Here is a 22,983-nt window from a genome sequence, read left to right on the forward strand (position 1 = left end):
TCACACTTGGCCGTATTGCTGCCCATGGCGTAGCCAGCGGTCGAGCAGCGGGCTGACATGATCCGGCCAGCGCTCGAGCAAAGCCTGAGCGGCGTCGCGTACGGCGGGCAGTAAGTCGGCGTCGCGCATCAGGTCGGCGACCTTGAATTGCAGCAGACCGGTCTGGCGTGTGCCGAGCATTTCGCCGGGGCCACGCAGTTCGAGGTCTTTTTCGGCGATGACAAAACCGTCGTTGGTTTCGCGCATGATGCCCAGGCGCTGACGGCCGATCTGCGACAGCGGCGGATGGTAAAGCAGCACGCAATGGCTGACGGCACTGCCCCGACCGACACGGCCACGCAGTTGGTGCAGCTGCGCGAGGCCGAGGCGTTCGGGATTTTCGATGATCATCAGGCTGGCGTTGGGCACGTCCACGCCGACTTCGATCACGGTAGTGGCGACCAGCAGTTGCAGGTTGCCGGCCTTGAACTCGGCCATCACCGCAGCTTTCTCGGCGGGCTTCATGCGACCGTGGATCAAGCCGACTTTCAACTCGCCGAGGGCGGCGGTGAGGTCTTCATAAGTGGTTTCGGCGGCCTGGCAGGTCAGCTCTTCCGACTCTTCGATCAGCGTGCATACCCAATAAGCCTGACGCCCTTCGGCACAAGCGCCGCGCACGCGCTCGATCACTTCGACGCGACGGGTGTCGGTGACCAGCACGGTGTTCACCGGGGTACGGCCGGGCGGCAGTTCGTCGAGGATCGAGGTGTCGAGGTCGGCGTAGGCGCTCATGGCCAGCGTCCGGGGGATCGGCGTGGCGGTCATGATCAGCTGGTGCGGACACATCCGCCCGCCGACGCCTTTCTGTCGCAATGCCAGGCGCTGCTGCACGCCGAAGCGGTGTTGTTCGTCGATGATCGCCAGCGCCAGGTTCTTGAACTGCACCTCTTCCTGAAACAACGCGTGGGTGCCGACCACCATTGGCGTACCGCTGGCGATTTGCTCCAGCGCGGCTACACGATTTTTACCCTTGAGCTTACCGGCCAGCCACGCGACTTCGATGCCCAGCGGTTCGAGCCAGCGCTTGAAGGTGATGAAATGCTGCTCAGCGAGAATTTCTGTGGGCGCCATTAATGCGACTTGATACCCGGCCTCCAGCGCTTGCAGTGCGGCGAGGGCAGCGACCACGGTTTTGCCGGCGCCGACGTCGCCCTGAATCAGCCGCAACATCGGCTCGTGCTGACTGAGGTCGTAAGCGATTTCGTTGCCGACCCGTTGTTGGGCGCCCGTTGGGGTGAAGCCGAGGTTGGCCAAATACTGTTGTGGCAGCTTGGTGGCTTTTGGCATCGACGGCGCGCGCAGGGCACGCATGCTCTCGCGCAGGCGCTGCTGGGACAGTTGATGGGTCAACAGCTCTTCGAAGGCCAAACGGTGTTGCGCCCAGTGATGACCGAGGGCGAGTTCGTCGACATCGGCATCGGCGGGCGGGTGATGCAGGTAACGGATCGCATCGGCCAACGGCGCCAGTTGATAGTCCCGGGCCAGTTCGGTCGGCAGCCAGTCGGGCAGGCTGCTGGGGCCGAGCAGGGTCAGGGTTTGCATGCACAACTGGCGCAAACGCTGTTGGGTCAGGCCTTCGGTGAGCGGGTAGACCGGGGTCAGGGTTTCATCCACCGGCGGCGGCTCGTCGCCGGTGATGGCGCGGTATTCCGGGTGGTAGATCTCCAGTCCCGAGGCACCGGGCCGCGCTTCGCCGTAGCAGCGAATGCGCGTGCCGCGTTTGAGACCTTCTTTCTGGGCGTTGCTGAAATGGTAGAAGCGCAAGCTGAGTCCGCCGGTGCCGTCCTGCAGGCGGACAACCAGGCTGCGGCGCCGGCCCATGACCACGTCGGCACCGCTAACGGTGCCTTCGATCACGGCGTCTTGCCCAGGTCGCAAATGGCCGATCGGGACCACGCGGGTACGGTCCTGATAGCGCAACGGCAGGTGGAACAGCACGTCCTGGAGATTCTCCAGGCCGACCTTGGCCAGTTTCTCGGCCATGGCTTCGCCGACACCCTTGAGTGCCGTCACCGACACTTGCGACAACTCGGTCATGGCAGCGACTTAACCGGCCACCACCGGCGCTGGCGGCTTGGCCACCGAGCACAGGCGAATGGAGTCAGCGAGGATTTCAATCGCCTTCGGCCGCGGGAAGCTCGCGCGCCAGGCGATGGCCACGGTGCGAAACGGCACCGGCGCGCTCAGTGGGCGCACTTCGATCACGCCCGGGGCGTAGTGATGGCTGTCCACCGCCGAGAGCGGCAGGATCGAAATACCCAAACCGGAGGCGACCATGTGGCGAATGGTTTCCAGCGAGCTGGATTCCACCGTGGTGTGCTTGGCGCCGTCGTTGCCTTTGGCCAGGGTCGGGCAGGCTTCCAGCACTTGATCGCGGAAGCAGTGGCCTTCGCCGAGCAGCAGCAGGCTCTTGTCGTTGAGCAGGGCGGCGTCGATGGATTCTTTTTGGGTCCATGGGTGCTGGGCCGGCATCAGGACGTAGAACGGCTCGTCGTAGAGCTGCAAGGTCAGCACGTCGGCTTCGTTGAACGGCAGGGCGATGATGATCGCGTCGAGCTCGCCGTTGCGCAGTTTGTCGCGCAGCACGTGGGTGAAGTTTTCTTCGATGTACAACGGCATCTGCGGGGCGACCCGGTGCAGTTGTGGAATCAGGTGCGGAAACAGGTACGGGCCGACGGTGTAGATCGCGCCGACTTTCAGCGGGGCGGTCAACTGGTTCTTGCCGGCCTGGGCCAGTTCGCGGATGCCTTGGGCCTGCTCCAGGACTTTCTGTGCCTGGGCGACAATGCCTTCGCCGACCGGGGTCAGGCGCACGGCGCTCTTGCTGCGCTCGAAAATCAGCACACCGAGTTCGTCTTCAAGCTTTTTCACGCCCACCGACAGGGTCGGTTGGCTGACATGGCAACGCTCGGCCGCGTGGCCGAAGTGCTGCTCTTGGGCGAGGGTAACGATGTAGCGTAATTCTGTCAGAGTCATAGCAAGCGTCCATGAAGTTGCGGGCCAAGCATACCGGCTGCAATCGATAGACGCACGTTATCAGACTGAGTGTGTTGAGTGACACTGGGCAATGCAGGTTTGCCGTTGCCAGATATGCAAAAGGCACCTTTCGGTGCCTTTCATAGGTGGTTACATAACCCTGTGGGAGCGAGCCTGCTCGCGATGGCGGTTTAACAGTCAATGAGGATGTTGAATGCTATGGCCTCATCGCGAGCAGGCTCGCTCCCACATTGGTTCGGCAGTGTCTTAACGGCGACGTTCCAGCGAGTAAACGAACGGCGCAACGATTTCGATAGAGCCGTTGTTCAGCATGTCGGCCGGTGGCTTGGGCAGCGGTTGGGCGCGGCGGATCATTTCCAGGGTGGCCCGGTCCAGATCGGCGTTGCCGGAGCGGCCCACCAGTTCGAACGACAACACGTTCCCTTCGGCATCCACCACGAAGCGCAGACGGTTCAAGCCTTCCTTGCCCCGCTGCTGTGCACTGGCCGGGTACTTTTTGTACTTGGCCAAGTGCGCGAGCAGGGTGCCTTGCCAACTGGCCTTGGCCGCTTGCTGCGCCGGTGATGGGCCGGGTGCCGGCTGAGCGGATTTCTCCGTCGGTGCCTGGGTCGGTTGCGCGTCGCTCGGTTTTTCCTCGGAGGGCTTTTCCTTCGGCGGTTCCGGCTTTTTCTCCACAGGCTTGGGCGGTTGAGGCTTTGGCTTGGGTTTGACCGGCTTGGGCACGGCGATCTCGGCCTTCGGCGCTTCAGCGAGTTTGGGCAGCGGCAGTTCTTCCACCGGGGCCGGTGGCTGTGGCGGCGTGATCACTTTCGGCGGTGCGGGCGGTGGCGGGGCCGGAACCGGCGCCAGCTCGACCATCATCGCTTGCGGCGGCAGCTCGATCGGCGGGCGCGACGTCCAGTTCAGCGCCAGCGCAATGGCCAGCGCATGAACGCCCAGCACTACGGCCAGGCTCCCGCTGTAACGCGTCAGCTTTTGGCGCGTGTTGATCATTTCTTGGCTGCCGTCTCGAGTCCGACCAGGCCGACCTTCAGGTAGCCAGCGGCGCGCAGGGCGTCCATCACGCTCATCAGGTCGCCGTAGTCCACGCCTTTATCGGCCTGGAAGAAGATCGTCGTGTCTTTCTTGCCCTGGGTCTTGGCGTCGAGCGTGGCACCGAGGGCTTCGGTCTTCACTTCGTCTTCGCCGAGGAACAGGCGCTGGTCAGCTTTTACGCTGAGGAACACCGGTTTCTCTGGCCGCGGCGCCGGTTTGGCGGTAGAGGCGGGCAGGTCGACCTTGATGTCCACGGTGGCCAGCGGCGCCGCCACCATGAAGATGATCAACAGCACCAGCATCACGTCGATGAACGGCGTGACGTTGATTTCGTGGTTCTCGGCCAGATCGTCGTCTGCGCCTTCTTTCAAATGCAGGCCCATGGCCGATTACCCCACTTTCACCATGTGCGGTTGCGAGCTGCGCTGCTCGGTCGGCAGGTGGTCGAGATCACGGCTGACCAGCAGCAGGACTTCTGCCGAGGCGTCGGACACTTGTGCCTTGTAACCGGCGATGGAGCGGGCGAAGACGTTGTAGATAACCACTGCAGGAATCGCTGCAACCAGGCCCAGCGCGGTCGCCAGCAGGGCTTCGGCGATGCCGGGAGCTACGACAGCGAGGTTGGTGGTCTGGGTTTTGGCGATGCCGATGAAGCTGTTCATGATGCCCCACACGGTGCCGAACAGGCCGACGAACGGCGCGGTGGAACCGATGGTGGCGAGTACACCGGTGCCGCTGCTCATGTTGCGACCGCAGGCAGCGACAAGGCGCTCCAGACGAAAGCTCACGCGCTCCTTGATGCCTTCTTTCTCGCGGCTGTTGGCCGACAGGCGCATTTCTTCCAGCGCGTCGTGGACCAGCAGGTTGGCGAGGGTGCCTTCCTTGGCTGCCGTTGCGCTGGCTTCTTTAAGGGTGGCGGCTTTTTTCAGGTGGACGATTTCAGTGCGCAGACGACGCTTGGCGCCCATCAGCTCGAAGCCCTTGGCGATCCAGATGGTCCAGGTGATGATTGAGGCGATGGCCAGGCCGATCATCACGATCTTCACGATGATGTCGGCGTTCTGGTACATGCCCCACGGCGACAAGTCATGGGCCATGCCCAACGTGTTGTCGGTTTCGAGGACTTCCGGCACGTCAGCGGCGTCTATGGCCTGGACCGGATCGGTCGCGGCAGGTGTCACGGCAGGCGCTGCGGGTGTTTGAGCGGCAGCAGGCTGGGTGGCCGGCGCTTGTGCATCGGCGAAGGCGGCGGTCGGCGCCAGCATCAGGCTGAGCAGCAGGGCGGCCACAGCGCTCCAGGCGCGAGGTCGTTTGGTTGGCGAAGCGGGGAATTGATTGGGTGTCATGCTGGCCGGACCTGAAAGGAAAAAACGGTAAATGTTCTTCCAGGCCTCGTGAGGCCGAGAACAAAAGTGGCAGGCATTATTGCAAGTAATTCTTGTTAACAAAAGTAATAGAGTATCTTTTTTTCCTTCATTGCTAGCCGCGTGTCCTTTGCCGACGCTAGTCTGTAGCTTTCCGATAGGAGTTTTCTGATGTCCGCGCCTTCTGTTTTGATCGCCGGCTGCGGTGATGTCGGCAGTCGTCTGGCTACGCAATTGTTGGCTTGCGGGTGGGAGGTTCACGGCTTGCGACGTGATGTCTCACGCCTGCCACAGGGCGTGATCGGCGTTGCCGGCGACTTGTTCAATAAAGACTGCCCGGCGACCTGGCCAATCGGTGCGGTGGATTACCTGGTGTATTGCGCGGCGGCCACCGATCACAATGAGGCGGGTTACCGCGCCGCTTATGTGCAGGGTTTGCAGCACGTGCTGGAATGGCTGAACGACTATGGGCAAGTACCCAATCGACTGCTGTTCGTTTCCAGCAGCAGCGTTTACGGCCAGCAGGATGGCGAGTGGGTCGATGAAACATCGCCGACGGTGGCGGGCGGTTACTCGGGTCGTTTGATGCTCGAAGCCGAGCAGGTGGCGCTCGATAGCGGCATCCCGGCCAGTCTCGTGCGCCTGACCGGTATTTATGGTCCGGGTCGAGAGAGGTTGCTGACCCAGGTCCGCAGCGGCTATCGCGTGGCGATCGATCCACCGTTGTACGCCAACCGCATTCACGTCGACGATGCGGCGGGGTTGCTGGCGTTTCTGCTTGAGGCGGATCGACGCGGGGTGGCGCTGGATGATTGCTATATCGGCGTCGACGATGCGCCAGCACCACTGGCAGAAGTGGTGGGCTGGCTACGAGAGTATTTAGGCGTGACCGAATGGGATGACGATGCGAGCGTGCGGCGCACTGGCAGCAAGCGCTGCAGCAATGCGCGGGCCAAAGCCTTGGGCTGGACACCGAAGTACCCAAGTTACCGCGAAGGGTATGCCGCGATACTTGCTCAGGGGAGTTGAACTGAGCGAGCCTCTAAACAACAGGCGCCTGCGGGCGCCTTTGTTTTTGGGTCATTGTTTTACCAGCAGCCACTGGCGTGGGCCGGGGGTGAAGTGGGGGATTTCGTCTGGCCGGGATTGATTGATTGCCTGGAAAATCTCCAGTCGCTTGCCTTTGCGAACGAAAATCCATGTGTCACTCAGGTCGTCCATGCCCAGATACAAGGTGTCATTGCCTGCGCCTTGGCTGGCGCAATCACCGTCCAGGCACAACTCGTATCGATCGGTTCCCGGTAACCCTGAAACATGGCCATCTTCCGTAAACTCGACCCGCTGGCCTGCTCCGTGACTGTCGATGATTTTCCACTGCCCGCCCATATAGGCAGCGTTCAAGGCGCTCCGGAAGGTATCAACCCACCCTGTTTTCGTTTTGGCGGTCTTGCCGGGGCGACTGAACACCTGCTGGGGGACGTACTCCTTGGCCAGTTGAGTCAGTCGCTTGCCATCCAGGCGCAGCTCGTCAGTGCCGTAGCCGTTGTAGTCGACGGTCCAGGCATTGGGTGACTTTTGCAGCAGTTGGCCTTCACCCCTCTCAAAACCGCTGCTCACTTGCGCCTTGCCGGTGTGGGTGTTGATGTCCCATTCCAGATTCCGGCCATGAGTGTTTAAGGATTCACGTAAGGACTGGCCTTGGGCCGCTGCATCGATGGCCGCCTGATTGATCCAGATACCGCTGATATCCGTTTCTGCGGGCATAGAGGTGCAGCCGCCCAACAGCAACAGGCTTAGGATAAGCAGTTGGCGCATGATCAATCCTTGAGCGGGAGGCAAAGAATTCGACGGTGCAGGCTAAAGAAAAAGGAGCCCGTAGGCTCCTGTATTCTGTATCACTGTTTTTCCAGCAACCACTTGCGATCACCCGGGGTGAACTGCGGCATTTCATCCGCCTGTGCGGTGTTCACTGCCTGGAGGATTTCCAGTTCCTTGCCCTTGCGTGCAAAGATCCAGGTGTTGCCCTGACCATTCGCCTGTAGCCACATGTTGTCATTGCCGCCGCTCATCGACGCGCAATCGCCCGCCAGACACAAGGCATAACGATCCGCCCCCGGCAGGCCGGCAACCTGGCCGTCAGCCTGGAATTGCACGGTATTGCCTTCACCGGGACCGCTGACGATTTTCCAGCTGCCGCCCATGTAGGCCGAATACAGTGCGCGTTCGAAACTGGCACCCATCGGTGCGCCGTCCGGCACCGTAACCTGCGCACGGTCGAATACTTGCTCCGGCTCATTGTCGCTGGCGACCTGGCTCAGTTGCTTGCCGTCACGCTTCAGCTCACTACCCGAGCTGCCATAAAAGTCGACTTTCCAGGCGCCGGACTCTTCGTCCAGCAGCTTGCCGTCGACATTTTCAAAACCGTTGGTGTAGCGGGCCTGACCGGCCTTGGTGTTGACGTCCCATTCCAGGTTCGGGCCATAGGCCTGGAGCGCTTCGCGCAGGGGGCCGCCTTTGGCTGCTGCATCGATCGCCACTTGATTGATCCAGGTGCCGCTGATGTCACGGTCGGCAGGGTTGCTGGCACAACCGCCCAAGAGTAGGGCGACCAGCGAGAGAGCTAGCGCTTGGCGCATGGTGGAATCCTTTCAAAACAAGATCGGCGCAGCCTTTAGAAGGCTGCGCCGGACACATTACTCGATGACCAGAATGGCATCCATCTCAACCTGCGAACCCTTTGGCAGGGCTGCTACGCCGATGGCGGCGCGGGCAGGGTAAGGCTGGTCAAAGTACTTGCCCATGATCTCGTTGACCTTGGCGAAGTGGCTCAGGTCGGTGAGGAAGATGTTCAGTTTGACGATGTCCTTGAGCGAACCACCGGCCGCTTCAGCCACGGCTTTGAGGTTCTCGAACACCTGGACGGTCTGGGCTTCGAAGCCTTCAACCAGTTCCATGGTTTTTGGGTCCAGAGGAATCTGGCCCGACATGTAAACAGTGTTGCCGGCCTTGATTGCCTGGGAGTAAGTGCCGATGGCAGCCGGGGCCTTGTCGCTGTTGATAACGGTCTTGGTCATGTATGACTCCTTGTGAAGGGTGGGCTACGCGCGCATGCGGGTGATGCGGATGACCCCGGTCAGGGCGCGCAGTTTCTTGATCACGCGGGCCAGGTGTACGCGGTCGTGCACACTGACCACCAGTTGGACCACGCTGATACGACCGTCGCGTTCGTCCATGCTGATTTTTTCGATATTGCCGTCGGCCGCGTTGACGCTGCTGGCCAGCAGGGCGATCAGGCCGCGCTGGTGTTCCAGTTCGACGCGCAGCTCGACATTGAATTCGCCGGTGACATCCTTGGCCCACGAGAGCTGGATGCATTTTTCCGGGTTGTGACGGATTTCGCTGATGTTGCGGCAGTTGTCCAGGTGCACCACCATGCCTTTGCCCGCGGACAGGTGGCCGACAATCGGGTCTCCCGGGATCGGCGTGCAGCACTTGGCGTAACTGAGTACCAGGCCTTCGGTGCCACGAATCGCCAGCGGGCCTTCCGGGCTTGGCAGCTGTTCGCCTTCGCCGAGCAGGCGACGGGCGACCACGTAAGCCATGCGATTGCCCAGGCCGATGTCTTCGAGCAGGTCTTCGATCAGTTCGAGGCGGTATTCGTGGAGCATCAACTGCACGCGCTCGGCCGGGACTTTTTCCAGGGAGCTGTCGAAACCGTTGAGCACCTTGTTCAGCAGGCGTTCGCCGAGGCTGATGGACTCGGAACGGCGCTGAAGTTTCAGCGCATGGCGGATGTGTGTCCGCGCCTTGCCGGTGACCACGAAGTTGAGCCAAGCCGGGTTCGGCCGCGCGCCGGGGGCGCTGACGATCTCGACCGTGGAGCCGCTTTGCAGCGGTTCGGACAGCGGTGCGAGACGACGATTGATCCGACAGGCAATGCAGCTGTTGCCCACGTCGGTGTGCACCGCGTAAGCGAAGTCGACCGCCGTGGAGCCTTTGGGCAGCTCCATGATCCGGCCTTTGGGCGTGAACACGTAGACCTCGTCCGGGAACAGGTCGATCTTCACGCTCTCGATGAATTCCAGCGAGTTGCCGGCCCGTTGCTGCATCTCCAGCACGCCTTTGACCCACTGGCGGGCGCGGGCGTGAGTGCTTTTGGGCTGCTCGTCGCCGCTGGATTTGTACAGCCAATGGGCGGCGATGCCGTTGTTGGCCATCTCTTCCATTTCACGGGTGCGGATCTGAATCTCGATCGGTACACCGTGCATGCCGAACAGCGTGGTGTGCAACGACTGGTAGCCGTTGGCCTTGGGGATCGCGATGTAATCCTTGAAGCGCCCCGGCAACGGTTTGTACAAATTATGTACAGCGCCTAGCACGCGGTAGCAGGTATCGACCTTGTCGACGATGATCCGGAACGCGTAGACGTCCATGATCTCGTTGAAGGCCCGACGCTTGCCGCGCATTTTCTTGTAGATGCCGTAGAGGTGTTTCTGACGACCGCTGACCTCGCCCTGGATGCCGTCGATGGCCAGGCAGTGGCTGAGGGATTCTTCGATCTTGTTGACGATTTCCTTGCGGTTGCCCCGGGCGCGTTTGACCGCCTGGTTGATCCGCGCGGAACGCATCGGGTGCATGGCCTTGAAACCGAGGTCTTCGAACTCTATGCGAATGGCGTGCATGCCCAGCCGGTTGGCGATGGGCGCATAGATTTCCAGGGTTTCCTTGGCGATCCGCCGGCGTTTTTCGCCGGACAGGACTTCCAGGGTGCGCATGTTGTGCAGGCGGTCGGCCAGCTTGACCAGGATCACGCGAATATCGCGCGCCATGGCCATGGCCATTTTCTGGAAGTTTTCGGCCTGGGCTTCGGCTTTGGTCTCGAAGTTCATCTGGGTCAGTTTGCTGACCCCGTCGACCAGTTCGGCCACGGTTTCGCCGAACTGCGCTTGCAGCGCTTCCTTGGCAATACCGGTGTCTTCGATCACGTCATGCAGCATGGCCGCCATCAGGCTCTGATGGTCCATATGCATGTCGGCAAGAATATTCGCAACCGCGAGTGGGTGCGTGACGTACGCCTCACCGCTACGACGGCGTTGGCCATCGTGGGCTTGTTCGGCGTAGAAGTACGCTCGGCGGACCAGATTGACCTGGTCCTTGCCGAGGTAGGTCGATAAGCGATCGGCGAGGGCGTCTATGCTCGGCATGATAATTCCTGCCGTTCGTTGTGACCCCGCGCCGTGCTACGTCGACCAGGCATGGACTTATACTGCCTCGTTGGACTCGTCCTCGAACGCTGCGAACAGCGGTTCGTCTTCGACGATTTCTGCGTTGGCGATGAACTCGTAGCTCATCAGGCCTTCGGCGATTTCACGCAGCGCTACAACAGTAGGCTTGTCGTTTTCCCACTGAACCAGGGGCTCTTTGCCGCCGGTGGCCAGTTGACGGGCACGCTTGGTGGACAGCATGACCAGTTCAAAACGGTTTTCCACGTGGTTCAGACAGTCTTCAACGGTTACGCGGGCCATGGTATTCCTCGGAGCGAATGCAATATGCGCGCTGCCCGGGTGGGCGAGCGGACTCAACAGTTTAAAAAATCACCAGCGATTAGGGAAGCGCTGATTTTTTGACCAGACTCTTCAACGCGCTATAAGTGCCAATGTAAAGCCCTTGCAGCGGTTTTGGGAAGTGCTGTTTAGCCGAGCAATTCAGCCAAAAGTTTTCCGTTACGCTGCTGCTGACGCTTCTGATGCAGCTGATTGGCGCGGAAAATCGCCTGCAAATCGCGCAGCGCGTGGGCGAAATCGTCGTTGATGATCAGGTAGTCGTAGTCGACGTAGTGGCTCATCTCGCTGACGGCTTCACGCATCCGGCCTTCGATGACCTCGTTGCTGTCCTGGCCGCGATTGTTCAGGCGCTGACGCAAGGCTTCCAGGGACGGCGGCAGAATGAAGATCGAGCGGGCCTGGGGCATCAACTTGCGCACTTGTTCTGCACCCTGCCAGTCAATTTCCAGAATCAGGTCGTGGCCTTCATCCAGGGTTTGCTGCAGGTGGCTTTGCGAGGTGCCATAGAGATTGCCGAACACTTCGGCACGCTCGAGGAAATCCCCGTGCTCGATCATCTTCACGAACTCGCTGCGTTCGACGAAGTGATAGTTCACGCCGTTCACTTCACCGGGGCGCATGGCGCGGGTGGTGTGGGAGACCGAGACACGGATCTCCTGATCAGCGTCGGTCAGGGCCTTGACCAGACTGCTCTTGCCCGCGCCCGAAGGGGCGGAAATGATGTACAGGGTGCCGGTGCTGTGGGTCATGTCGGGTTTGCCTTACTCAATATTCTGCACTTGTTCGCGCATCTGCTCGATCAACACTTTGAGGTTGACCGCCGCTTGGGTGCTGCGCGGGTCGAAGGCTTTGGAGCCCAGTGTGTTGGCTTCGCGGTTGAGTTCCTGCATCAGGAAGTCCAGGCGCCGACCGGCAGCGCCGCCGGACTTGAGCACCCGGCGAACTTCGATGATGTGAGTGCTCAGGCGATCCAGTTCTTCGGCGACGTCGCTCTTTTGCGCGAGCATGACCATTTCCTGTTCCAGTCGCTGCGGGTCGAGGTCGGCCTTCATGTCGGTGAAGCGGTCGAGAACTTTCTGGCGTTGGGTGGCGAGCATCTGCGGGACCAGCTCACGCAGGATCACCACATCCCCTTCAATAGAGGTCAGGCGCTCGTCGATCAATCGCGCCAGCTCAGTTCCTTCGCGCTCGCGCCCGGCCTTGAGTTCTTTCAGGCCCTGATGGAACAGCGCCAGGGCTTCGGCATTCAGCGCTTGCGGGTCGGCGGCATCAGCCACCAGTACGCCGGGCCAGGCCAGGACTTCCAGCGGGTTCAGTGCGGCCGGGTTCTTGATCAGGCTGGCGACCGTCTCGGCGGCAGCGACCAGTTGCGCGGCGCGCTCGCGGTCCACTTGCAGCGGTTTGCCGGTGCTTTCTTCGGTAAAGCGCAGGGTGCATTCGAGCTTGCCCCGGGACAGTTCCTGGCGCAGGGCTTCGCGGACCGCGCCTTCGAGGTCGCGGAAAGATTCCGGCAGACGCAGGTGGGGTTCCAGGTAGCGGCTGTTGACCGAGCGCAATTCCCAGCTCAGGGTGCCCTGGACGCCGGCTTTCTCGACGCGGGCGAAGGCGGTCATGCTGTGCACCATGGAGGTACCTCGCAATGCAGGTCGGCGCGTAACCCATGGTTGCGCGGACCCGCTATCTGTGAATTAAAGCCGACAGGCAGCAAAGGCGCAGGATTGTAGCGCAGTGGGGCGGATGCGCCCAAACACACGCTGTGACAAAGAGCTGCACGCCGTCGGCTAAGCTCTATTCAGGGGCTTCAATCGTCGGGCGTTTTTTTAGAAGTGCCCACTCGCGGCCCACGGCTCTATAATGCTCGGCAGTTTTCCGTCCTCCGTACAGGTAATCCCTATGAAACGTCCAAGTGGTCGCGCTGCCGATCAGCTCCGCTCGATCCGCATTACCCGCAACTACACCAAACACGCCGAGGGATCTGTACTGGTCGAGTTCGGTGATACCAAAGTCATCTGCACCGTCAGTGTCGAGAATGGCGTGCCGCGTTTCCTCAAAGGTCAGGGCCAGGGTTGGTTGACCGCCGAATACGGCATGCTGCCCCGCGCCACCGGCGAGCGTAACCAGCGTGAAGCGAGCCGCGGCAAGCAAGGCGGTCGTACTCTGGAAATCCAGCGTTTGATCGGCCGTTCCCTGCGCGCTGCGCTGGACATGACCAAGCTGGGCGACGTCACCCTGTACGTCGACTGCGACGTGATCCAGGCTGACGGAGGCACCCGCACCGCGTCCATTACCGGTGCGATGGTTGCATTGATCGACGCCTTGAAAGTGATCAAGAAGCGTGGCGGCCTCAAAGGTGGCGACCCGCTCAAGCAAATGATCGCTGCCGTTTCGGTGGGCATGTACCAGGGCGAGCCTGTGCTTGACCTCGATTACCTGGAAGATTCGGCTGCCGAGACTGACCTCAACGTGGTGATGACCAGCACGGGCGGCTTTATCGAAGTTCAGGGCACTGCCGAAGGCGCGCCGTTCCAGCCGGAAGAGCTGAACGCGATGCTGGCGCTGGCGAAGAAAGGCATGAACGAGATTTTCGAACTGCAGAAGGCTGCACTGGCCGACTGATCGGACCTGCTCCACGCAAGGAGGACGCCATGAGTGACGAGCAACTGCCGCTACCCACACCGAGCCGAGAGGTTCGTCAGTGGGCGATGTTTTGTCACCTGTCCGCCTTGCTGGGGATCTGGCTGCCGTTCGGTACGCTGATCGGGCCGCTGATTCTCTGGCAGATGAAACGCGAGTCAGACCCGTTCATCGACGCGCAAGGCAAGGAAGCGCTGAACTTTCAGATCACCGTCGCCATTGCTTCGGCTATCTGCTTCCTGCTGATGGTGGTGATCGTCGGGTTCTTCCTGTTTGGTCTGGTCGCGATTGGTGCGCTGGTGCTGACGATCATTGCTGGCGTGAAGGCCAATGAAGGTTTCCCTTACCGGTATCCGTTCACTTGGCGCCTGATCAAATAATAGCCAGCAAGGATTTCCTGTGGGAGCGGGCTTGCCCGCGATAGCGATCTGGCAGACAACACATCTGTTGACTGTGACGGCCTCATCGCGGGCAAGCCCGCTCCCACAGAAAGCGAATCATTGCCCACAAAAAAGCCGACAGCGATGTCGGCTTTTTTGCGTCTGCGAAAAGACGCTTAGATTGTCAGCGTCCAGTCGTAGTCCACGATCAGCGGTGCGTGCTGAGAGAACCGTGGCTGACGTGGCAGGCGTGCGCTGCGTACGAAGCGGCGCAGGCCAGGGGTCAGCAACTGGTAATCGAAACGCCAGCCCAGGTTGAGCATCTCGGCCTGTTCGTTGTCCGGCCACCAGCTGTACTGGTCGCCTTCACGGCTGACTTCGCGCAGGGCATCGACATAACCCATGTTGCCGACAATCTCGTCCATCCAGGCGCGCTCAGGTGCCAGGAAGCCCGGGGATTGCTGGCTGTCGCGCCAGTTCTTGATATCCAGCTTCTGTTGCGCCACGTACAGCGAGCCACAATAAATGTACTCGCGACGTTTGCGCCGCTGTTTGTCCAGATAACGGGCGAAGTCGTCCATTAGCTTGAACTTCTGGTTCAAATCTTCATCGCCGTTCTGCCCCGAAGGGAGCAGCAAGGTCGCGATGCTGACCTTGTCGAAATCGGCTTGCAGGTAACGCCCGTAGCGGTCGGCTGTCTCGAAGCCGAGACCGCTGATGACTGCCTTCGGTTGCAACCGCGAGTACAAAGCCACGCCACCTTGGGCGGGAACTTCAGCTTCGCAGGCATAAAGGAAGTAGCCATCCAGTTGGAAGGCTGGATCGTCCAGTTCAAAGGCGGAGGCGCGGGTGTCCTGCAGGCAGATGACGTCGGCATTCTGTGCTTGCAGCCAACTGAGCAAACCACGCTCGACTGCAGCCTGAATCCCATTGACGTTCACACTGATGATCCGCATAAGTGGCCCCAAAAATCGCGTGCGGGTATGATACACGGCGTCTACCTAATTAGCTAAATCCGTGGTATTTGGGGTTTTTTTCATGCAAGCGTATCAGCGCGACTTCATTCGTTTTGCCATTGATCGTGGCGTTTTGCGCTTCGGTGAGTTCACCCTGAAGTCCGGGCGCACCAGTCCTTACTTCTTCAATGCCGGCCTGTTCAACTCGGGTTCTGCCCTGGCGCAGCTGGGTCGTTTCTATGCGGCAGCCATCGTCGAGAGCGGTATTTCGTTCGACGTGCTGTTTGGCCCGGCCTACAAAGGCATTCCATTGGCGGCGACCACCGCCGTGGCGCTGGCCGAACATCATGGCCGTGATCTGCCATGGTGCTTCAACCGCAAGGAAGCCAAGGCCCACGGCGAAGGCGGTAGCCTGGTCGGCGCACCATTGACCGGCGACGTGCTGATCATCGACGACGTGATCACCGCAGGCACCGCCATCCGTGAAGTGATGCAGATCATCGCTTCCCAGGACGGCGCCAAAGCCGCGGGCGTGTTGATCGCCCTGAACCGTCAGGAGCGTGGCAACGGCGAATTGTCGGCCATCCAGGAAGTGGAGCGTGACTTCGGCATCCCGGTGATCAGCATTGTTTCGCTGAATCAGGTGCTCGAGTTCCTGGCGGATGACCCGCAGCTCAAGCAACACCTGCCGGCGGTTGAAGCCTACCGCGCACAATTCGGCGTCTAACCGCATCCCCTGTGGGTGCGGGCTTGTGTGGCGAGGGAGCTTGCTCCCGCTGGGCTGCGTAGCAGACCCAAGGATTTTGTGAGTGCTGCGCACTCAAGCGGGAGCAAGCTTCCTCGCCACAAAAGGTGGATTGTCACAGGGATTGCAGGCAAAAAAAGACCCCGCTCAGCCAGGCTGAGCGGGGTCTTTTGGTTTGTGTGGCTTAGTGACGCTTGCGATTACTGATCAGCGTACCCACACCCGTGTCGGTAAAAATTTCCAGCAGAATCGCGTTTGGCACCCGGCCATCGATGATCAACGAGCTGCCCACACCGCCTTGTACCGCTTCCAGCGCGCAACGAATCTTCGGCAGCATGCCGCCATAGATAGTGCCGTCGGCGATCAGGTCGTCGACCTGTTGAGTCGTCAGGCCGGTCAGAACCGTGCCCGACTTGTCCATCAGGCCGGCAATGTTGGTCAGCAGCATCAGCTTTTCAGCCTTCAGCGCTTCGGCCACTTTACCGGCCACCAGATCAGCGTTGATGTTGTACGACTCGCCGTTGGCGCCGACACCGATTGGCGCGATCACCGGGATGAAGTCGCCTTTGACCAGCAGGTTCAACAGGTCGGTGTTGATCCCGACCACTTCGCCGACGTGGCCGATGTCGATGATTTCCGGCTGGGTCATTTCCGGCGTCTGACGGGTGACGGTGAGCTTTTTCGCGCGAATCAGCTCGGCGTCTTTACCGGTCAGGCCGATGGCGCTGCCGCCATGACGGTTGATCAGGTTGACGATGTCCTTGTTGACCTGGCCGCCGAGGACCATTTCCACCACGTCCATGGTCTGCGCGTCAGTCACGCGCATGCCATCGATGAAGTGGCTCTCGATCGACAGACGCTTGAGCAGGTCGCCGATTTGCGGGCCGCCACCATGAACCACCACCGGATTGATGCCGACGGCTTTCATCAGCACGATGTCGCGGGCGAAGCCGGTTTTCAGCTCCTCGCTTTCCATCGCGTTGCCGCCGTATTTGATCACCAGCGTCTTGCCGACATAGCGGCGAATGTAAGGCAGCGCTTCGGACAGGACCTTGGCGGTGTTGGCGGCGGCTTCGCGTTCGAGGGTCATTCAGGGCTCCGGCACTTCAATAAAAGGCGCTTCGATAGATCAAAACGGTAAAAGGAGATCAGGTGCAACGCGTTTCAGCTGGACGTGGAACACATCCTTGATGCGCTGCAATTCAGCCTCGTCATCGGCCTCGAAACGCAGCACCAGCACCGGTGTGGTGTTGGAGGCGCGAACCAGGCCCCAGCCTTTGGCATAGTCGACTCGCACGCCGTCAATGGTGGTCAGGTCAGCGCCTTCGCCCCATTGCGCATCGTGCAATGCATCAATGATGCTGAATTTGCTCTCTTCGGTCACATGGATATTGATCTCTGGCGTAGAAATATCGTTCGGGAAGGTCGCAAACAACTCTTCCGCGGTGGATTTTTCCTTGCTGAGGATCTCCAGCAGTCGTGCGGCGGCGTAAATGCCATCATCGAAACCGAACCAGCGTTCCTTGAAAAAGATATGCCCGCTCATTTCGCCCGCCAACAGGGCGCCGGATTGTTTCATTTTCTTTTTGATCAACGAATGACCAGTCTTCCACATCAGCGGTCGACCACCATATTCCTTGATCAGCGGAATCAGGCGACGGGTGCATTTGACGTCAAAGATGATTTCCGCGTTCGGGTTACGCGCCACGACGTCGCGGGCGAACAGCATCAACAGGCGATCAGGGAAAACGATGCTGCCGGTGTTGGTCACTACGCCAACGCGGTCGCCGTCGCCGTCGAAGGCCAGGCCCAGGTCGGCGTTGGTTTCCTTGACCTTGGCGATCAGGTCCACGAGGTTTTCAGGCTTGCCCGGGTCCGGGTGGTGGTTCGGGAAGTTGCCATCGACTTCGCAGAACAGCGGGATGACTTCGCAGTTCAGGGCTTCGATCAGCTGCGGGGCGATTACGCCGGCCGCGCCGTTGCCGCAATCGACCACCACTTTCAGGCGGCGGGCCAGTTTGATGTCCTGGACGATTTCAGTGTTGTAGCGGTCGAGGATTTCGACCTTGGTGATGCTGCCCTTGCCGCTGCTCAGGTTGTTGGTCTTGAGGCGTTCGTGCAGGGCCTGGATCTGTTCGTTGGCCAAGGTGTCGCCAGCGATGACGATCTTGAAGCCGTTGTAATTCGACGGGTTGTGGCTGCCGGTGAGCATCACGCCGGATTTGCCGGCCAGTACGTTGGCGGCGTAGTACAGCGCAGGCGTTGGCACCAGGCCGACGTCGCTGACGTGGCAACCGCTGTCGGCGAGGCCTTTGATCAGTTGTTCGACCAGTTCCGGACCGGACAGGCGACCGTCACGGCCGACGGATACGTTGGGTTCGTTCTGGGCCAGGCTCTGGGAGCCGATGGCGCGACCAAGCCAATAAGCTGTTTCAGCGTTCAAGAATTCCGGGACGGTGCCGCGAATGTCGTAGGCGCGGAAGATGCTGTCGGGGAACTTGGGTGCGACTTGGGCTGGGGTGCTCATTTCTGGAAATGCTCCATCTCTAAAGTGGCTGGACAAGCCTGCGAAAAACTCGTGGGCTGGCTCAAACTGAAGGGTATGACGGCGTTTTCGGCGGAGAGTTCGTGGTGTGTAAAGGCCATGCCATCAGCATCGGCGGGTAATTTGCCGGCCAATGCCTTGATTTTCAGTGGTAAACCTTCCAGATGACGTCTTTGCAATTTTCATCCTTAAAATGCAGAGGGCAGGCCAGGCCGGGCAGCATTCCCGGCCTGAATGCCGATGGTCAGTGGCTGCCCGAGTGTCCGAAACCGCCGGTACCACGTTGGGTTTCGACGAACTCTTCGACCATTTCAAAATGCGCTTGAACTACCGGTACCAGCACCAATTGGGCCAGGCGTTCGCCTACTACCATGTTGAAATCGGTCTGGCCACGGTTCCAGCACGACACCATCAGCGGGCCCTGGTAATCGGAGTCGATCAAGCCGACCAGATTGCCCAGCACGATGCCGTGTTTATGGCCAAGGCCTGAGCGCGGCAGGATCAGCGCGGCCAAACCTGGATCGCCAATGTAGACAGACAGGCCCGTCGGAATCAGCAGGGTTTCGCCCGGCTTGATGACGGTGTCTTTTTCCAGCATGGCGCGCAGGTCGAGGCCGGCGGAGCCTGGCGTGGCGTACTGCGGCAGCGGAAATTCGGTACCGATGCGGGGGTCGAGGATCTTGGCTTGCAAAGCGTGCATGTAAATTAAACCTGGTTCAGACGTTCGGCGATAAAAGTGATCAGCTGGCGAGCGATTTTGCTCTTGCTGGTCTGGGCGAAGAGTGTGGCGTGCAGCTCACGGTCGATCACGCTGCAGGCGTTTTCTTCGCTGTTGAAGCCAATACTCGGGTTCGCGACGTCATTGGCGACGATCAGATCGAGGTTCTTGTCTTTCAACTTGCGTGCAGCGTAATCGAGCAAGTGTTCGGTTTCGGCAGCGAAACCGACACTGAACGGACGGTCGGGACGGGTGGCGATGGTGGCCAGGATGTCTGGGTTGCGCACCATCTGTAGCAACAAGCCGTCGCCGTTCGTAGGGTCTTTCTTGAGCTTCTGTGGGGCGACGACTTCCGGACGGTAGTCCGCGACCGCAGCAGAGGCGATGAACAGGTCGCAAGGGATCGCCGCTTCGCAGGCGGCGAGCATGTCGCGGGCACTGACCACGTCGATACGCGTGACGCGATCCGGGGTCGGCAGGTGCACGGGGCCTGTGATCAGGGTTACGCGGGCGCCGGCTTCTACCGCGGCTTCGGCCAGGGCAAAGCCCATTTTCCCGGAGCTGTGGTTGGTGATGTAGCGCACCGGGTCGATGTTTTCCTGGGTCGGGCCGGCGGTGATCAGCACGTGTTTACCGGTCAGCGCCTGGCGCTGGAAGCAGTCTGCCGCGCACTGGGCGAGGTCGGTGGCTTCGAGCATGCGGCCCATGCCGACGTCGCCGCAAGCCTGGCTGCCGGAGGCCGGGCCGAAGACCTTGAGGTCACGGCTTTCGAGGGTTTGCAGGTTGGCCTGGGTCGCCGGGTCGCGCCACATGGCCTGGTTCATCGCCGGGGCAACCGCGACCACCGCGTCGGTGGCCAGCACCAGCGTGGTCAGCAGGTCGTCGGCGATGCCTTGGGCCAGGCGGGCGATCAGGTCCGCGGTGGCGGGGGCGATCAGCACCAGGTCGGCCCATTTGGCCAGCTCGATGTGGCCCATCGCGGCTTCGGCCGCCGGGTCCAGCAAATCGAGATGGACCGGATGCCCGGACAAAGCCTGCATGGTCAGCGGGGTAATGAATTCGCTGCCGCCACGGGTCATGACCACGCGCACTTCGGCGCCCTGATCGATCAGGCGGCGAACCAGCTCGGCGCTCTTGTAGGCAGCAATACCGCCGCCGACGCCCAGAACGATGCGTTTCCGATACAGCCGCTGCATAGGTCTGCCTTTCATTTCGTTGATGACTGCATGGCGATACCCCCTCCCCAGGAGTGAAATCGCCCGCAAAAAAGATGGGCTACGATATCACAGCGACCGCTACGGAACAGCGGCGCCCACAGACATGGAGGTGTTATGAGCATTCGAGATTGGCCGGCGGCCGAGCGGCCGCGGGAGAGGTTACTGGAGTTAGGCTCGGGGAGTCTTTCGGACGCCGAACTGCTGGCGATTTTTTTGCGTACCGGCGTATCCGGCAAAAGTGCGGTAGATCTGGCGCGACATTTGTTGACTCAGTTTGGCGGTCTGCGTTCGCTACTGGAGGCTGATCAAAAAACATTCAGCAAACAATTAGGGCTCGGACCCGCGAAATTCGCTCAGTTGCAGGCAGTTCAGGAAATGGGCAGACGGCATTTGGCTGAACGCTCGCGCTACAAGTCGGCGTTGGAAAATCCGCAGGCTGTGCGTGATTATCTGAAGTCGATGCTCCGCCATGAGCCCCACGAGGTGTTTGGCTGCCTGTTCCTGGACTCCAAACACCGGGTATTGGCGTTCGAAGCGCTGTTTCGCGGCTCCATCGACAACACCAGCGTCTATCCACGGCAGGTGGTCAAACGCGCTCTGGCCCATAACGCCGCAGCGCTGATCCTGTGCCACAACCATCCGTCGGGTAACTCCGACCCCAGTCAGGCCGACCGAATGCTGACCAAGCGTCTGCAAGAGGCGCTGGACCTGATCGATGTGCGGGTACTCGATCATTTCATCGTCGGTGATGGCGATCCGCTGTCCATGGCCGAGTATGGGTGGATGTAGAGGACCAAGAACCCCTGTGGGAGTGGGTCTGTGGTGAGGGGGCTTGCCCCCGTTTGAGTGCGAAGCACTCACAAAATCTTTGGTGCATCAGAGATTTTGGGGCTGCTTCGCAGCCCAACGGGGGCAAGCCCCCTCGCCACAAGCCCGCTCCCACAGGTTTTGTGGTGACGCTAATTACTTGAGGTTGACCTTCGAATAGTCCTGCCGGCCAAACGGACTGACCTGATAGCCCAGCACATCCTTACGTGTCAGCGCGAAGGCTGTCGGGTGCACCAGTGGCAGCCACAACGCCTGTTGCTGGATCTGCGCCTGGGCCTGTTCGTAAAGCTTGGTGCGCACACCTTGCTCGCCGGTGGTCTTGCCGGCGCTGATCAGCTTGTCCAGGTCCTGGTTGCAGTAGCGGGCGAAGTTGGTGCCGGATTTGACCCCCGCGCAGGAAAACTGCGGCGTGAGGAAGTTATCCGGGTCGCCGTTGTCGCCAGCCCAGCCCATGAACAGTAGATCGTGCTCGCCGGCCTTGGCGCGGCGAATCAGTTCGCCCCATTCGATCACACGAATCTCGGCCTGGATGCCGATTTCCGCCAGATCGGACTGCAGCAATTGCGCCCCGAGGCTCGGATTGGGGTTCAGCAGGCTGCCGGAAGGGCGGGTCCAGATGGTGGTCTGGAAACCATTCTTGAGCCCGGCCTTGGCCATCAGCGCACGGGCCTTTTCGACGTCATGCGAGTAGCCCGGCAAGCCTTTGGCGTAGCTCCAGGTGTTGGGCGGATATGGGCCGTTGGCGGGTTCGGCGGTGTCTTCGAACACGGCTTTGACATAGTTGGCCTTGTCGAACGCGAGATTGATCGCCTGGCGTACTTCAGGTTTATCCAGCGGCGGATGCTGGCTGTTGATGCCAACGAAGGCGGTCATGAAGGCGTCAGTCTTTTCGACTTTCAGGGTTGGCTCTTTCAGCGCGGCCCGTACGTCCAGAGGCTTGGGTGACAGGGCGATCTGGCACTCGTTGCGGCGCAATTTCTGCAACCGCACGTTGGCATCCGGAGTGATGGCGAAGATCAGCGGGTCCACCGACGGCTTGCCACGGAAGTAATCCGGGTTGGCCTTGTAGCGAATCGAGGCGTCTTTCTGGAAACGCGTGAAGATGAACGGGCCGCTGCCGATCGGCTGGCTGTTGAGCTTTTCCGGAGTGCCGGCCTTCATGAGTTGGTCGGCGTATTCGGCCGAATAGATCGAGGCGAAACCCATGCTCAGAGTGGGCAGGAAAGTCGAGTCCGGGTGGTCGAGGGTGAAGCGGATGGTAAGCGGGTCCAATGCGTCGATCTTCTTGATCAGCGCCGGTAACTGCATCGACTGGGCGTGCGGGAAACCGCTCTGGGCGACTTTGTGCCACGGGTTCGCAGGGTCGAGCATGCGGTCGAAGCTGAACTTCACGTCTTCGGCGGTCAGGTCACGCGTCGGGCTGAAGTAATCGGTGCGGTGAAATTTCACCTGCGGGTGCAACTTGAAGACGTAGGTCAGGCCATCGGGCGTGACTTCCCAGCTGTCCGCCAGGCTGGCAACCACTTTGCCACTGGCCGTGTCGAAGTCCACGAGGCGGTCCATCAGCACATCGGCCGAGGCGTTGGTGGTGGTCAGCGAGTTGTATTGCACCACATCGAACCCCTCCGGGCTGGCTTCAGTGCAGACGCTCAAGGCGGCGGCATGGGCCAAGGGGCTCAGTAGAAGCGGGGCGAGCAGCAGCGGTAGGGCAGCGAGGCGCATGGTCGGATTCCTTTACAGATCGAAGGCCCATCTGCAAGTGCAGTCTGGAAAAGTCTTACCCTAGTGGGCTCTTTTGCAAATGACTATCCCCTTTTTCATTTTAAGGGGACTATGTGCGCTTGTTTCGGTGATGCGGACCGAGGAAAACCCGGAATCGGTCGGTTGGCCGATTCTCTGCGACGAGCGGTCTTAATCGGCGACAGCCTTTATCCAAGGCGCCCGGTGGCCGAAAAATGGGG

The 22,983-nt window shown here is 60.5% G+C and carries 23 protein-coding genes and 1 pseudogene; 5 read left to right on the plus strand and 19 right to left on the minus strand.

Translation table 11 applies throughout. The annotated features are described in order from the left end of the window. The 5 genes from recG to exbB form a co-directional block, all read right to left on the minus strand. Positions 1-2,076, minus strand: a complete 2,076-nt coding sequence (gene recG / locus ACZ9IM_RS23455) for an ATP-dependent DNA helicase RecG (protein ID WP_007894644.1) — start codon at positions 2,074-2,076, stop codon at positions 1-3. A 9-nt stretch (positions 2,077-2,085) separates the two neighbouring features. Further along, positions 2,086-3,015 carry a hydrogen peroxide-inducible genes activator gene (locus ACZ9IM_RS23460; RefSeq protein WP_008007618.1) on the minus strand — a complete coding sequence of 310 codons (930 nt, stop codon included), beginning with the start codon at positions 3,013-3,015 and terminating at the stop codon, positions 2,086-2,088. Positions 3,016-3,282: 267 nt separating this feature from the next. After that, on the minus strand, positions 3,283-4,029 hold the full coding sequence (locus tag ACZ9IM_RS23465) for an energy transducer TonB family protein (RefSeq protein ID WP_008007617.1): 747 nt from the start codon (positions 4,027-4,029) through the stop codon (positions 3,283-3,285). After that, entirely contained in the window at positions 4,026-4,454 is a 429-nt protein-coding gene (gene exbD / locus ACZ9IM_RS23470) for a TonB system transport protein ExbD (RefSeq protein WP_007934588.1), read from the minus strand. The genes ACZ9IM_RS23465 and exbD overlap by 4 nt, the downstream gene beginning before the upstream one ends. Before the next feature lie 6 nt (positions 4,455-4,460). Then, positions 4,461-5,417 carry a tonB-system energizer ExbB gene (gene exbB / locus ACZ9IM_RS23475; protein ID WP_427624048.1) on the minus strand — a complete coding sequence of 319 codons (957 nt, stop codon included), beginning with the start codon at positions 5,415-5,417 and terminating at the stop codon, positions 4,461-4,463. A gap of 189 nt (positions 5,418-5,606) precedes the next feature. On the opposite strand from exbB, the gene ACZ9IM_RS23480 reads away from it, so the two are divergent. Further along, positions 5,607-6,464: an SDR family oxidoreductase gene (locus tag ACZ9IM_RS23480; protein ID WP_427624049.1), complete on the plus strand. Its 858-nt coding sequence runs from the start codon at positions 5,607-5,609 to the stop codon at positions 6,462-6,464. Between the two features lie 51 nt (positions 6,465-6,515). Here ACZ9IM_RS23480 and ACZ9IM_RS23485 read toward each other — a convergent pair whose 3' ends face one another. From ACZ9IM_RS23485 to ACZ9IM_RS23515, 7 genes are all read right to left on the minus strand, one after another. Further along, complete coding sequence (locus ACZ9IM_RS23485; protein ID WP_476225063.1) at positions 6,516-7,250, minus strand: hypothetical protein; 735 nt, start codon at positions 7,248-7,250, stop codon at positions 6,516-6,518. 80 nt (positions 7,251-7,330) lie between these two features. Then, complete coding sequence (locus tag ACZ9IM_RS23490) at positions 7,331-8,071, minus strand: hypothetical protein (protein ID WP_476225064.1); 741 nt, start codon at positions 8,069-8,071, stop codon at positions 7,331-7,333. A gap of 57 nt (positions 8,072-8,128) precedes the next feature. Next, the gene (locus tag ACZ9IM_RS23495) at positions 8,129-8,509 is read right to left on the minus strand and encodes a RidA family protein (RefSeq protein ID WP_427624051.1); all 381 of its coding nucleotides are present in this window, start codon (positions 8,507-8,509) and stop codon (positions 8,129-8,131) included. Between the two features lie 24 nt (positions 8,510-8,533). Beyond that, positions 8,534-10,639, minus strand: a complete 2,106-nt coding sequence (spoT, locus tag ACZ9IM_RS23500) for a bifunctional GTP diphosphokinase/guanosine-3',5'-bis pyrophosphate 3'-pyrophosphohydrolase (protein WP_123499445.1) — start codon at positions 10,637-10,639, stop codon at positions 8,534-8,536. Between the two features lie 57 nt (positions 10,640-10,696). Continuing rightward, positions 10,697-10,960, minus strand: coding sequence for a DNA-directed RNA polymerase subunit omega (gene rpoZ / locus ACZ9IM_RS23505; RefSeq protein WP_007894670.1), 264 nt, complete (start codon positions 10,958-10,960; stop codon positions 10,697-10,699). Positions 10,961-11,127: 167 nt separating this feature from the next. Beyond that, positions 11,128-11,748 (minus strand): guanylate kinase, encoded by a 621-nt coding sequence (gmk, locus tag ACZ9IM_RS23510; protein WP_007894672.1) that lies wholly within the window; start codon positions 11,746-11,748, stop codon positions 11,128-11,130. A 12-nt stretch (positions 11,749-11,760) separates the two neighbouring features. Then, positions 11,761-12,624 (minus strand): YicC/YloC family endoribonuclease, encoded by an 864-nt coding sequence (locus tag ACZ9IM_RS23515; RefSeq protein WP_123499449.1) that lies wholly within the window; start codon positions 12,622-12,624, stop codon positions 11,761-11,763. A gap of 268 nt (positions 12,625-12,892) precedes the next feature. On the opposite strand from ACZ9IM_RS23515, the gene rph reads away from it, so the two are divergent. Together rph and ACZ9IM_RS23525 are read left to right on the plus strand one after the other, a co-directional pair. Continuing rightward, a complete protein-coding gene (rph, locus tag ACZ9IM_RS23520) occupies positions 12,893-13,615 on the plus strand; it encodes a ribonuclease PH (protein WP_123720220.1) in 723 nt (240 codons plus the stop codon). A gap of 29 nt (positions 13,616-13,644) precedes the next feature. Next, the gene (locus ACZ9IM_RS23525; protein WP_008073410.1) at positions 13,645-14,013 is read left to right on the plus strand and encodes a DUF4870 domain-containing protein; all 369 of its coding nucleotides are present in this window, start codon (positions 13,645-13,647) and stop codon (positions 14,011-14,013) included. Positions 14,014-14,189: 176 nt separating this feature from the next. On the opposite strand, the gene ACZ9IM_RS23530 is transcribed toward ACZ9IM_RS23525, so the two are convergent. Then, on the minus strand, positions 14,190-14,969 hold the full coding sequence (locus tag ACZ9IM_RS23530; protein ID WP_007934608.1) for an exodeoxyribonuclease III: 780 nt from the start codon (positions 14,967-14,969) through the stop codon (positions 14,190-14,192). A gap of 82 nt (positions 14,970-15,051) precedes the next feature. On the opposite strand from ACZ9IM_RS23530, the gene pyrE reads away from it, so the two are divergent. Beyond that, positions 15,052-15,696, plus strand: a complete 645-nt coding sequence (gene pyrE, locus ACZ9IM_RS23535; RefSeq protein ID WP_007894680.1) for an orotate phosphoribosyltransferase — start codon at positions 15,052-15,054, stop codon at positions 15,694-15,696. Positions 15,697-15,898: 202 nt separating this feature from the next. Here pyrE and argB read toward each other — a convergent pair whose 3' ends face one another. From argB to coaBC, 5 genes and pseudogenes are all read right to left on the minus strand, one after another. Next, on the minus strand, positions 15,899-16,804 hold the full coding sequence (argB, locus tag ACZ9IM_RS23540; protein WP_007894690.1) for an acetylglutamate kinase: 906 nt from the start codon (positions 16,802-16,804) through the stop codon (positions 15,899-15,901). Positions 16,805-16,843: 39 nt separating this feature from the next. Then, positions 16,844-18,247: pseudogene (locus tag ACZ9IM_RS23545) on the minus strand (phosphomannomutase/phosphoglucomutase); the annotation flags it as partial. After that, entirely contained in the window at positions 18,238-18,438 is a 201-nt protein-coding gene (locus tag ACZ9IM_RS23550; RefSeq protein WP_476225065.1) for a hypothetical protein, read from the minus strand. The gene ACZ9IM_RS23550 and the pseudogene ACZ9IM_RS23545, both read right to left, overlap by 10 nt. 65 nt (positions 18,439-18,503) lie before the next feature. Beyond that, on the minus strand, positions 18,504-18,959 hold the full coding sequence (gene dut / locus ACZ9IM_RS23555; protein WP_007894692.1) for a dUTP diphosphatase: 456 nt from the start codon (positions 18,957-18,959) through the stop codon (positions 18,504-18,506). Positions 18,960-18,964: 5 nt separating this feature from the next. After that, positions 18,965-20,173 (minus strand): bifunctional phosphopantothenoylcysteine decarboxylase/phosphopantothenate--cysteine ligase CoaBC, encoded by a 1,209-nt coding sequence (coaBC, locus tag ACZ9IM_RS23560; protein ID WP_007894693.1) that lies wholly within the window; start codon positions 20,171-20,173, stop codon positions 18,965-18,967. A gap of 135 nt (positions 20,174-20,308) precedes the next feature. Between coaBC and radC the strand changes: the two genes are divergently transcribed. Next, entirely contained in the window at positions 20,309-20,983 is a 675-nt protein-coding gene (gene radC, locus ACZ9IM_RS23565; protein ID WP_008073393.1) for a RadC family protein, read from the plus strand. A 174-nt stretch (positions 20,984-21,157) separates the two neighbouring features. Here the strand turns inward: radC and ACZ9IM_RS23570 are convergent, their stop codons facing one another. After that, positions 21,158-22,744, minus strand: coding sequence for an ABC transporter substrate-binding protein (locus ACZ9IM_RS23570; protein ID WP_427624054.1), 1,587 nt, complete (start codon positions 22,742-22,744; stop codon positions 21,158-21,160). Between the last annotated feature and the right edge of the window lie 239 nt (positions 22,745-22,983).

The organism is Pseudomonas sp. TE12508, from assembly GCF_056279485.1.